Here is a 12,001-nt window from a genome sequence, read left to right on the forward strand (position 1 = left end):
GTCACCTGAACGAGGGAGTGTCGGGGTGGTCTGGCAGGGTCGGGTCACACCGGTGTGGCACAAGGGGAGGTGGGCCGGGTGGCGCGTACGACAAGGATGCTCGGGCTACTGCTCGTGCTCACCGTCACCGCGTGCACCCCGGCGCCCCGGTTGGTCAACACCCCGGTGACCAGCCCGGTCCCGGACGAGGTCGACACCGGTGAGGTGGTCGTCGGCGTGAGCAGCGTCGCCGGCGGCTACAACCCCCACCACGTCAGCGACCAGTCCGTGGTCACCACCGCGCTGGCGAACCTGGTGCTGCCATCGGTGTTCCGGCCGGGCCAGGACGGGACCCCTCGGCTGGACACCACGCTGATGTCCTCGGCCAGCGTGACCAGCTACGACCCGTACACCGTGACCTACCGGATCCGCTCGGACGCCTCCTGGTCGGACACCGCGCCGGTGGCCGCGGAGGACTTCGTCTACCTCTGGCAACAGATCATCGAGTCGCCGGGCGCCATCGACGCCGCCGGCTACCGGCTGATCAGCGACATCAACGCGCGGGACGCCGGCAAGGTGGTGGAGGTCGTCTTCGACCAGCCCTACCCCGGCTGGCGCTCGCTGTTCGCCAGCCTGCTGCCAGCGCACCTGCTCAAGGACGCCCCCGGCGGCTGGACCGACGCGCTACAGACCAACTTCCCGGCCACCGCCGGGCCCTACGCGGTCAAGGCACTGGACACCGACCGCGGCGAGGTCGTGCTCGAACGCAACGACCGGTACTGGGAGGAGCCGGCGAGCCTCGACCGGATCGTGCTGCGCCGCGCCGCCGGCGACCAGTTGGTCAGCGCCATCGACGCGGGCCATCTCCAGCTCGCGCTGGCCAAGATGGACACCGTCAGCGCGAACACGGTCGCCGAGCTCGACACGCCGATCACCACCGAGACGGTGCCCCGGCCGACGGTCACCACGCTGGCGCTGCGGCCGGACCGGCCAGGGCTGACCGACCCCACCGTGCGCGCCGCGATCATCGCCGCGCTCGACCGCGACCAGCTGGTCACCGTCGGCACCGGCAACGGTCCCGGCGCCACTCTGGTGGCCGACGCCCAGGTGCTCGCGCCGTCGTCTCCCGGTTACCGCAGGACCATCCCGCCCGCCAGACGGCACGCCCCGCCCGAGGTCGCCCGGCTGCTCGGCCAGGCCGGCTACACCAGCACCCCCGCCGGCTGGACCCGCGACGGCCAGCCACTCGATGTGGTGATCGGCGCACCGGCCGAGCGCGAGCCGGCCCAACTGGTCGCCAAGGAGGTCGCCCGCCAGCTCGTCCTGGCCGGCATCCCGGCCAGGACCGCCACCCTGCCCGCCGACGACCTCTACACCCAGCTCTACGCGGCGGGCGAGAACAGCGACGACAACACCGACGGCAACACCGGCGACGAGAACACCGTGGATCTCGCGGTGATCGCCCAGCCGGTCGGCGGCGACCAGGCCACGGTGCTGGCCACCAACTTCGGCTGCGCCGCCGGCGCCGACGGCGAACCCCCCGTCACCAATCCGCTCGGCTTCTGCGACGCCGGGGTACAGCCGACGATGGACGCGGCGCTCACCGGAGCACTCTCGGTAACCGACGCGCTGGCGGCCGTCGAGCCCATCCTCTGGGAGGCCGCGGTGTCGCTGCCGCTCTACCAGGAGTCGGAGACACTTGCCGTCCGTCCGGACGTGTCCGGCGTCGCGAGCGGCCCGCCGCTCGTTGGTCCGTTCGGCGGCGCCGCCGGCTGGCAGCGCGCCGCCGGCTGAGCCGGCCGGCCGGACATCTTCCGGACATCCGGGCAGGTACCGAAAAACACGCCACAACCCCCCGAAAGTCGGGCTTAACCAGGGATTTAATGCCCCGGCGTAATCGGCGGGTCGCGTGCCGCCACCGGCGTGTCACCCTTTGGTCACGATCACTCCGGAGCTCGTGACGGGGAGTTCCGAAGTTCCTACCGTCCTGCAACGGCGTGCCGACGATTGTGCCTCGATGCGTCACAAGATCACCGTCTGGACGAGAGCCAGCGACGCGACGCCCACGGAAGTCGCCCGTCAGCCCCGCCGCGCGGTGCTCGCCGGCTCCGTGCACGATGTGTCACGACAACACAGGGAGCACACCCCGGACCGGGGGTTGCTCGCCCATGGAGGAATCGACTTGAGAACGAAATCCGTTCTGCTGCGTGCGGCAGCCGGGCTGGCCACGGCCAGCCTGGTGTTGACCGCGTGCTCACAGCAGAGCAACACCGGGACAGACGACTCCGGCGGCGACGGCAACAAGGAGCCGTCAGTCGGCTACCCCGAGGTCGAGAACACCGAGGTCGAAGAAGGCAAGCCGGGCGGCACGTTCCGGTTGGGCATCGTCGAGCCGACCGCGATCGACCCGTACAACGCCCAGGAGTCCGAGGGCATCCTGGTCGCCGAGTACCTGTTCACCGGACTCACCCGGACCACCCCGGACGGCAAGACCGAGCCCGCGCTCGCGGACGACTGGGAGAGCAACGAGGACTGCTCGGAGTGGACCTTCAACCTCAAGACCGGGACGAAGTTCCACAACGGTGAAGAGGTCACCTCCGCGTCGTTCAAGCGGGGCTGGGAGCGCACGGTCGCCAAGGCCGCCGCCTCGGACGTGGCCTACCACTTCGACCAGATCGACGGCTACGAAGCCATGCAGGGCGGCACCGCCAACGCGCTGTCCGGCGTCGACGCGTCCGACCCCGCCGTGCTGAAGGTGAAGCTGGCCAAGCCGAGCTGCGAGTTCTACATCCGTACCGCGCACACGGCGATGAGCCCGGTGCCGACGGTGGCCGGCGCGGCGGACAACACGACCTTCAACGACCTGCCGATCGGCAACGGCCCCTTCCAGATGGACGGCCCGTGGCAGCACGACGTCGGCATCGGCCTCAAGCGCTTCGACGGGTACACCCTCGACGACAAGGCGTACCTGGACGCGGTCGAGATCACCATCCTGGTCGGTGACGAGACCGCGCAGCAGAAGGAGCTCGACGGCCTGAACAACGGCCAGTTCGACTGGGCCCGGATCCCACCGAACCAGCTCAAGACCACCAGGGAGACCTACGAGCCCAAGGACGGCTGGATCTCCAAGAAGACCTTCGGTATCGACTACCTGCTGGTCATGGCGACCCAGAAGCCGCTGGACACGCCGGAGGCCCGCAAGGCGATCTCGATGGCGATCGACCGCAACACGATCATCGAGGGCATCTTCGACGGCTCCCGCGCACCGGCGACCACGTTCGTCCCCGGTGGTTACACCGACGCGTACCAGCCGGGCGTCTGTGACGCCTGCGAGTACAACGTCGAGGAGGCCAAGAAGCTGGCCAAGGAGGCCGGGCTGACCCCGGGCACCGAGCTCAACTTCCAGTTCAACACCGGTGGCGGCCACGAGGAGTGGACCGCGGCGGTCAAGCAGCAGCTGGAGAAGAACCTCGGCCTGAAGGTCAACTACTCGGGCGTCGAGTTCAGCGACATGCTGGAGAACCAGAAGCAGGCCAAGTCGACCGGCATCTACCGCCTGTCGTGGGGTGCCGACTACGGTACGCCGGGCAACTTCCTCCAGCCGATCTACTCGACCTCGGCGATCGGTACCAGCGACCCGAACGCGCCGGCGACCGGCGACAACCGTGGCCGCTACTCCAACCCCGAGTTCGACAAGCTGGTCGAGGAGGCGGCGTCCACCAAGGACGAGGCCGAGCGCAACGAGCTGTACAAGAAGGCCGAGCAGATCGCGATCGGTGAGGACCTGGCCAACATCCCGATGTTCGAGCGCCAGCAGTTCCGGGCGTTCGACAGCGCGAAGTGGGGCAACGCCGGGTTCATGGACTTCCACGAGAACCCGCCGCTGTCCGTGATCTACCAGAAGTGATTTTGGCGTAACCGGTGGTCGGCGGCCTCAACCACGAGGCCGCCGGCCACACCTACGAGAGAGGTCGAACCGGCTGTGGCGAAGTTCATCACCCGCAGGCTCGCCCACGCCGTCCTGGTCATCATCGCGGCGACCTTCCTGATCTACCTCGGGCTGTTCACCCTGGGTGATCCGTTCGCGTCCAGCGGCGAGAAGACGGTCCCCCCGGAGATCCAGGAGGCGCTGCGCGAGAAGTTCGGCATGGACCAGCCGTTCTTCATGCAGTACCTGACCTACCTGCAGAACATGTTCACCTTCGACTTCGGCATCGACTTCGAGCAGCGGCGCGACGTGGCCGACATGCTCTCGACCGCCGTGCCGGCGACCGCGCGGCTCGCGGTGTTCGCGATCATCATCCAGGTGATCATCGGGCTGACCGCCGGCATCGTCGCCGCGGTGTCCCAGTACAGCTTCCGTGACGTGCTCATCACGATCATCACCACGCTCGGCATCGGCGTCCCGGTCTTCGTGATCGGCATCGGCGTGCGGGCGTGGTTGTCCGGCGAGTGGATCTTCCCCGCGGTCCCGCGCAGCTTCACCATCGAGACACCGTGGTGGCAGGAGATCATCCTGCCGGCGCTGACGCTGGCCATCCTGGACGCGGCGTTCATCGCGCGCCTGATGCGCGGCTCGATGCTCGAGGTGCTGCAGGCCGACTACATCCGCACGGCGCGCGCCAAGGGCATCTCCGAGCGCAAGGTCATCGGCAAGCACGCGTTCCGGAACTCGATCATCCCGGTGATCACCTACACCGGCGTCAGCCTGGGCGTGCTGCTCGGCGGCGCGATCATCACCGAGCGGATCTTCGAGTACCAGGGCATCGGCTACCTGCTGATCCGGGCGATCAGCCAGCACAACAACCCCGTCATCGTGCCGATCGTGGTGTTCGCCGTGGTCATCTTCGTGATCCTGTCGACGGTGGTCGACATTCTCTACGCGTACCTTGACCCGCGGATCAGGCTGCACTGAGGGAGCACTCGTGACGACACCACCCCAGAGCGGGCATGAGCCGGACACCCACATCCCGGCCGAAGCACTGATGACCAGGTTCGAGGCGCCGGAGCCGGACGTCGTCGCGGCCGGCACGCCCGACCGCAAGCCGGGCAAGACCGGCCAGCTGCGCGACATCTGGAAGCGCTACAGGAAGAACAAGCTGGCCGTCGCCGGCCTCGTGGTGGTGATCTTCTTAATGATCGTCGCCATCCTGCAGCCGTTCATCACGCCGTTCGACCCGATGGAGCAGAACCCGCTCAACTCGCGGAACCCACCGTCGGCCAGACACTGGTTCGGCACCGACATCCTCGGCCGCGACATGTTCTCCGGGATCGTCTACGGCGCGCGGCTGGCGATGATCGTCGGCTGGAGCGTGATGATCCTGTCGCTGGTCGTCGGGGTCGCCCTCGGCGCCATCGCCGGATTCCGCGGCAAGGCGGTCGACTCGGTCATCATGCGACTGACCGACATCGTGCTCGCCTTCCCGGCGCTGATCGGCGCCATCCTGGTCGTGCAGATCTTCGGCAACGGCATCTTCCAGGTGATCATCGCGCTGGTCATCCTGAGCTGGCCGACGGCGGCGCGGCTGATGCGCGGCTCGACGCTGTCGCTGCGCGAGTCGGAGTACGTCGAGGCGGCCCGCTCGATCGGCGCCTCCGACACCAGGATCGTGACCCGCCACATCCTGCCGAACGCGATCGCGCCGACGCTGATCTACTCGTTCAGCCACATCGGGGTCGCGATCGTGGCGATGGCCTCGCTGGCGTTCCTCGGCATCGGCGTGCCGCCGGACATCCCGGAGTGGGGCACGATGATCGCGAAGGCGGTGCCATCGCTGAACGTCGACGGCGAGTCGCACATGTGGGTGTTCCCCAGCCTCGCGATCGTGATCACCACGCTGGCCTTCGCGTTCGTCGCCGACGGCCTGCGCGATTCGATCGACCCGAAACTTCGGTAAGGAGTCCCCGCGCATGGCGCGCAACGAAAGCACGACCGACTTCGAACTCGAAGAGTCCTCGTCGGCGCCGCTGCTCGAGGTCGAGGACCTGCGGGTGCACTTCGCGACCGACCGTGGCGTGGTCAAGGCAGTCGACGGGGTCAGCTGGCACGTCAGGGAGGGCGAGACGCTGGCCATCGTCGGCGAGTCCGGCTCCGGCAAGTCGGTGTCCGCGATGAGCATCCTCGGCCTGGTGCCCAGCCCGCCGGCGACCTTCCCCTCCGGCGACATCCGCCTGCGCGGCCGGTCGATCCTCAAGCTGCCGGAGAAGCAGCAGCGCAAGCTGCGCGGCAGCGAGATCTCGATGATCTTCCAGGACCCGCTGACCGCGCTGAACCCGGTGTTCAAGGTCGGCGACCAGATCGCCGAGATGATCACCGCCCACCAGCAGGTGACCAAGACCAATGCCCGGCGCAAGGTGCTCGAGCTGCTCGGCGAGGTCGGCATCCCCAACCCGGGGGTGCGGATCAACCAGTACCCGCACGAGTTCTCCGGCGGCATGCGCCAGCGCGCGATGATCGCGATGGCGCTGGCCAACGACCCCAAGGTGCTGCTGGCCGACGAGCCGACGACCGCGCTGGACGTCACCATCCAGGCGCAGATCATGCTGCTGCTGGAGAAGCTCCAGGCGGAGCGCAACACCGCGATCGTGCTGATCACCCACGACCTCGGGCTGGTGGCCAGCCACGCCGACCGGATCAACGTCATGTACGCCGGGCGGATCGTGGAGGCCGGCAGCTGCGACGACGTGTTCTACCGGCCGCAGCACGCGTACACCTTCGGTCTGCTGTCCAGCCTGGCCAGGATGGACCGCAGGCGCCAGGAGCGGCTGCTGCCCATCCCCGGCATGCCGCCGAGCCTGTCGCGGGTGCCTGCCGGTTGTCCGTTCCACCCCCGCTGCCGGTTCGCCACCGACGCCTGTGCCGAGGCCGTGCCGCCGCTGGACACCGTCGAGCTGCCAGAGACCGACCACGGCGGGCTGCACCGGGCCGCGTGCATCCACAGCGACCAGGTCCAGATCGCCTTTCAGGAAAGGTTGGCGCAATGAGCAGAGCCTGCGCAGCGAGTCAGGCCGAGTGCTACGCAGCCGCACCTCAGGGGAACGTGAAGCAACTCAGCCACGAGCACGTGACCAAACAGCGCTTTCCACTCGCCAACGCAACCACAACTCTGAATCCCGGGGAGGCGGACCAGCAATGAGCGCGCCTAGTTCGCAGAATCCCGGGGGCGGGGCCGCGTTGGCCGAGGCGCCGGTGCTCGAGGTCACCGACCTGGTCAAGCACTTCCCGATCCGGGGCGGGCTGATCGGGCGCCGGGCGTCGGGGTTCGTCCAGGCGGTCAACGGCGTCTCGCTGAACGTCAACCGGGGCCAGACGGTCGCGCTGGTCGGCGAGTCCGGCTGCGGCAAGTCGACCACCGCGCGCGCGATCCTGCGGCTGATCGAGCCGACCAGCGGCTCGATCCGGCTCGACGGCACCGACGTGGTCGCGCTCGGGCCGCGCGAGCTGCGGCGCACCCGGCGGCATATGCAGATCGTGTTCCAGGACCCGTACGCCTCGCTGAACCCGAGGATGACGATCCGCCAGATCCTGACCGAGAAGTACCAGCTGCAGGACGCCGAGGTGACCAGCTCGACGATCTCCGACCTGCTCGACCTGGTCGGGCTCGCCGAGGAGTACGCCGACCGGTACCCGCACGAGTTCTCCGGCGGCCAGCGCCAGCGCATCGGCATCGCGCGCGCGATCGCGATGAACCCCAAGTTCATCGTGCTCGACGAGCCGGTCTCCGCGCTGGACGTGTCGATCCAGGCGCAGATCATCAACCTGCTCGAGGACCTGCAGGACGAGCTCGGCCTGACCTACCTGTTCATCGCGCACGACCTGTCGGTGGTGCGCCACATCGCCGACCGGGTCGCGGTGATGTACCTGGGCAACGTGGTGGAGATCGCCGACCGGGACGAGCTGTTCGACCGGCCGCACCACCCCTACACCCAGGCGCTGATCTCCGCGGTGCCCATCCCGGACCCGCACATCGAGCGCCGGCGCGAGCGGATCGTGCTGCGCGGCGACGTGCCCAACCCGGCGAACCCGCCGTCGGGCTGCCGGTTCCGCACCCGCTGCTGGAAGTTCGAGACCCTGTCGGAGACCGACGCGCGCCGGTGTGTCGAGGAGCCGCCGCCGCTCTACGACGTGGCCGGTGCGTTCGGCCACCAGGCGTCGTGTCACTATGCGGCACCGCGCGAAGTGGTGCGCGCCTGACCGCCGCCCGTACTGGACTGGACTACCGATGACGGCCCTTCGATGACTCTGTCCGCCGCTCCCCGCCTACTGCTCGTACACGCCCACCCGGACGACGAGAGCCTGTGGACCGGGGGCACCATCGCCCGCTACGCGGCGGCCGGCACGCAGGTCACGCTGGTCACCTGCACGCTGGGCGAAGAGGGCGAGATCATCCCCGAGTCGCTGCGCGAGCTGGCCACCGACCGGGCCGACCAGCTCGGCGGCTACCGGATCGGCGAGCTGCGCTCGGCGTGTGCCGCGCTCGGCGTCTCCGACCACCGCTGGCTGGGCGGCCCCGGCCGCTGGCGCGACTCCGGGATGGCCGGCACGCCGGCCAACGCCCACCCGCGCACGTTCGCCGGCGGCGACCTGGCCGGGCAGACCGAGGTGCTGGCCGAGATCCTCACCGAGGTGCGCCCACAGGTGGTGGTCACCTACGGCCCGGACGGCGGCTACGGGCACCCCGACCACATCCGGGCGCACGAGATCACCACCGCGGCGTGCGCGGCGGTCGGCGAGGTCGACCGGGTGTTCCACGCGGTGACCTCGCGCCGGGCCACCGAGCAGGGGGTCGACGCGCTCGCGGCCGTGCCGGAGCTGCCCTACCGGCTGCCGGCGCCGGGTGAGCTGCCGGTCACCGACGACGCGCTGATCACCACCACGGTGTCGGTCGCCGACGTGCTCTCGGTCAAGCTGCGGGCGTTGCGCGCGCACTCGACACAGATCAGCGTGTGGCAGTCGGCGGCGGGCGCGAACTGCTACGCGCTGACCAACGGCATCGCCCAGCCCATCCCGGCCGACGAGTTCTACATCCTCGCCGCCGGCGACCCGACCGGGGCGGACACGGACCTCTTTGGCGGACTCTGATGCAGCTGCGCGACCGGCTGCTCGTGGTGCTGCTGATGCTCGACGCGGTGGTCCTCGCCGTGGTGCAGCTGATGTTCCTGCCGCTGTCGTTCGACGGGTACCTGCTGCCCAACCTCGACGGGTTCCCGCTGCCGCTGATGGCGGCGCTGGCCGCGGTGACCAACCCGCTGCTGGTCTCCCTGGCCGCGCGGCTGTCCAGGCGGATGGCGGTGGCGGCGGCGCCGCTGCTGGCCTGGATCGCGACGATCGCGGTGGTCGGGATGTTCGGTCCGGGCGGCGACCTGCTGCTGACCGAGGACTGGCGCTCGCTGGTGTTGTTCGCGGCCGGCGCGTTGCCAGCCGCAGTGATGCTTGGCAAGGTGTTGGCGAACACGATCACGGCACCGCGGTGAACCTGCTCCAATGACGAGGGGGATACTAGCGACAGCCGGTAACCTCCGCTGGCAGGCACCATCAGAAGGAAGAAGCAGGAGAACGCAGTGACCTATGTGATCGCCGAGCCCTGCATCGATTTGCTCGACAAAGCGTGCATCGAAGAGTGCCCGGTCGACTGCATCTACGAAGGGGACCGGATGCTCTACATCCACCCCGACGAGTGCGTGGACTGCGGTGCCTGCGAGCCCGTGTGCCCGGTCGAAGCCATCTACTACGAGGACGACGTCCCCGATCAGTGGAAGGAATACACCAAGGCCAACGTCGACTACTTCGATGAGCTCGGCTCGCCGGGCGGCGCGGCCAAGGTGGGCAAGGTCGCCGCGGACCCGCAGTGGATCAAGGATCTGCCGCCGGTCCAGCACGACGAGTGAGCCGCTCGCTGCCGAGCTTCCCCTGGGACTCGCTCGCCTCGGCGAAGGCGTCGGCCGGTGAGCATCCAGACGGGCTGATCGACCTGTCGGTCGGTACTCCGGTCGACCCGGTGCCGCCGCTGGTCCAGCAGGCGTTGCAGGCAGTCGCGGCCGAGCCCGGCTACCCGACGACCCACGGCACGCCGCGGTTGCGCGCGGCGGCCGCCGGGGCGATGGCGCGCCGGCACGGCGTCACGGTCTCCCCGACCGACGTGCTGCCCACGATCGGCTCGAAGGAGCTGGTGGCGTGGCTGCCGACGCTGCTGGCGCTCGGGCCGGCCGACACGGTCGTCATCCCGGCGCTGGCCTACCCGACCTACGAGGTCGGCATCCGGCTGGCCGGCGCGTCGGTGTTGCGCACCGACGGGCTGTTCGCGGCCGGGCCGCTGCGCCCGGCGCTGGTCTGGATCAACTCCCCGGCCAACCCGACCGGGCAGGTGCTGCCGGTCGAGCACCTGCGCAAGGTCGTCGACTGGGCAAGGGAGCGCGGCGCGGTGGTGGCCGCGGACGAGTGCTACCTGACGCTGAGCTATGGGACCGAGCAGCCGCACTCGATCCTGCACCCGGACGTGTGCGGCGGCCGGTTCGACGGGCTGCTCGCGGTGCACTCGCTGTCCAAGTCCTCGAGTCTGGCCGGGTACCGGGCCGGCTTCGTCACCGGCGACCCCGCGTTGGTCGAGCGCCTGCTCGCCAGCCGCAAGCACGCCGGGATGATCGTCCCGCTGCCCGTGCAGTCCGCGATGACCGCCGCGCTGTCCGACGACACGCACGTCGAGGCGCAGCGGGCGCGGTTCGCCGCCAGGCGCACGGTGCTGATGGCGGCCTTGACCGGCGCTGGTTTCCGGATCGACCACTCGACGGCCGGGCTGTACCTGTGGGCCAGCCGGGACGAGCCGGCGTGGGACACCGTGCGGTGGTTCGCCGAGCGCGGGATCCTGGTCGCCCCGGGGACCTTCTACGGCCCGACGGGCGACCGGCACGTCCGGGTCGCGCTCACCGCGCCGGACGACCGCGTGGCACGGGTCGCCAGCCGCCTGACCTAGCCCGTCCCCGGCCAGGTCAACTGCCCTGAATGCCTCATTCGGGACGTTGAACGTCGCCAATGCCCCATTCAGGGCATCGCGGCCGGGCGGGCCAGGAGGGCGGCGGCCAGTACGTCGAGCTCGTCGAAGGTCTCGCGCCAGCGGGCCCGGCAGTCGGCGCGCCGGCCGCGTTCCCGCTCCACCAGGCGACCGGCGACGAACACGGCCTCGTGGTCGGCCGCGGCCAGGCTGGCGGCCAGCCGGCGCAGCTCCTCCTCGGCGACGGTGGCGTCCTGGTGGTCGCCGAGCACTTCCTGGAACGCCTTGGTCGCCTTGATCAGCCTGGCTACCGGCTTGCCGCCGGCGGGGGCGGCGAGCTCGGCGGCGTAGCGCAACCGCTTGCCCCGGATGCGCAGCGCGTGCAACTGGTCGTCCGGCGGGTCGTCGCCGATGGCCAGCGCGTCCTTGCGCAGCTTGCGGTGTGGGCGGGCGATGACCTCGAGCAGTGCCCTGCCGTCGCCGTCCCGATCGGGCACCGTGGTCGCCAGGTCGGTGCGGGTCAGCTCGGCCAGGCTGTGCAGCAGGGCGGTGTACCTGGGGGTGCGCAGGCTGTCCAGCATCTGGCGGCGGGCCTGCTCGCGGTCGGCCACCAGCCCGGCGAACAGGCGTTCGGCGGCGGCGCGCTCGGTCCTGGTCAGGTCGGCCGCCTCCTCGCGCAGGCGGCCGAGCAGCACGTCCAGGTCCCTGATCCGGCCGAGCACGCCGCCGAGCCAGCGCAGCTCGCCCTGCAGGGTGTCCCGAGCCCGGTCGGGCGCGACGGCCTTCAGCGCGGCCCGCAGCCTGCGGATCGCGACCCGCATCTGGTGCACGCCCTCGGGGTCCTCGTCGGCTCTGGCCACCGCCTCGTGCTCGACCAGCGCACGCACCTGAAGATCGATCCGCACCCGGACATGCACCGCGGGCGGCGCGTCAGCCGGCGCGACCGGCGCCGATTTCGGCAACCCCAACTCACCCAACATGCCCATCGCACCCATGCTACTGCCCGCCTACCGCAGCGAAGGGTCCCTTCGCTG

Annotated in this window: 11 protein-coding genes; 10 read left to right on the forward strand and 1 reads right to left on the reverse strand. The window is 69.9% G+C overall.

The genetic code is table 11. The features are described 5' to 3' along the window. The first annotated feature begins 78 nt into the window (after positions 1–78). From ACYVIP_RS28480 to dapC, 10 genes are all read left to right on the forward strand, one after another. Positions 79–1,773 (forward strand): ABC transporter family substrate-binding protein, encoded by a 1,695-nt coding sequence (locus tag ACYVIP_RS28480; protein ID WP_460401770.1) that lies wholly within the window; start codon positions 79–81, stop codon positions 1,771–1,773. Between the two features lie 388 nt (positions 1,774–2,161). After that, positions 2,162–3,886 carry a peptide ABC transporter substrate-binding protein gene (locus tag ACYVIP_RS28485; RefSeq protein WP_460401772.1) on the forward strand — a complete coding sequence of 575 codons (1,725 nt, stop codon included), beginning with the start codon at positions 2,162–2,164 and terminating at the stop codon, positions 3,884–3,886. A 75-nt stretch (positions 3,887–3,961) separates the two neighbouring features. Further along, positions 3,962–4,894 carry an ABC transporter permease gene (locus ACYVIP_RS28490; protein ID WP_460401774.1) on the forward strand — a complete coding sequence of 311 codons (933 nt, stop codon included), beginning with the start codon at positions 3,962–3,964 and terminating at the stop codon, positions 4,892–4,894. A 10-nt stretch (positions 4,895–4,904) separates the two neighbouring features. After that, the gene (locus ACYVIP_RS28495; protein ID WP_460401776.1) at positions 4,905–5,876 is read left to right on the forward strand and encodes an ABC transporter permease; all 972 of its coding nucleotides are present in this window, start codon (positions 4,905–4,907) and stop codon (positions 5,874–5,876) included. A gap of 13 nt (positions 5,877–5,889) precedes the next feature. Beyond that, complete coding sequence (locus ACYVIP_RS28500) at positions 5,890–6,963, forward strand: ABC transporter ATP-binding protein (RefSeq protein ID WP_460401778.1); 1,074 nt, start codon at positions 5,890–5,892, stop codon at positions 6,961–6,963. A gap of 148 nt (positions 6,964–7,111) precedes the next feature. Beyond that, entirely contained in the window at positions 7,112–8,173 is a 1,062-nt protein-coding gene (locus ACYVIP_RS28505; protein WP_460401780.1) for an ABC transporter ATP-binding protein, read from the forward strand. A gap of 42 nt (positions 8,174–8,215) precedes the next feature. Then, the gene (gene mshB / locus ACYVIP_RS28510; protein ID WP_460401782.1) at positions 8,216–9,061 is read left to right on the forward strand and encodes an N-acetyl-1-D-myo-inositol-2-amino-2-deoxy-alpha-D-glucopyranoside deacetylase; all 846 of its coding nucleotides are present in this window, start codon (positions 8,216–8,218) and stop codon (positions 9,059–9,061) included. Then, positions 9,061–9,453, forward strand: coding sequence for a hypothetical protein (locus ACYVIP_RS28515; RefSeq protein WP_460401784.1), 393 nt, complete (start codon positions 9,061–9,063; stop codon positions 9,451–9,453). Before mshB ends, ACYVIP_RS28515 begins: the two co-directional genes overlap by 1 nt. An 87-nt stretch (positions 9,454–9,540) precedes the next feature. Beyond that, positions 9,541–9,867, forward strand: a complete 327-nt coding sequence (gene fdxA / locus ACYVIP_RS28520; RefSeq protein ID WP_460401786.1) for a ferredoxin — start codon at positions 9,541–9,543, stop codon at positions 9,865–9,867. Continuing rightward, positions 9,864–10,949, forward strand: coding sequence for a succinyldiaminopimelate transaminase (gene dapC, locus ACYVIP_RS28525; protein ID WP_460401788.1), 1,086 nt, complete (start codon positions 9,864–9,866; stop codon positions 10,947–10,949). The genes fdxA and dapC overlap by 4 nt, the downstream gene beginning before the upstream one ends. A gap of 68 nt (positions 10,950–11,017) precedes the next feature. On the opposite strand, the gene ACYVIP_RS28530 is transcribed toward dapC, so the two are convergent. After that, the gene (locus ACYVIP_RS28530) at positions 11,018–11,953 is read right to left on the reverse strand and encodes a CHAD domain-containing protein (protein WP_460401790.1); all 936 of its coding nucleotides are present in this window, start codon (positions 11,951–11,953) and stop codon (positions 11,018–11,020) included. Positions 11,954–12,001: the final 48 nt, after the last annotated feature.

The organism is Actinophytocola sediminis (assembly GCF_054779715.1).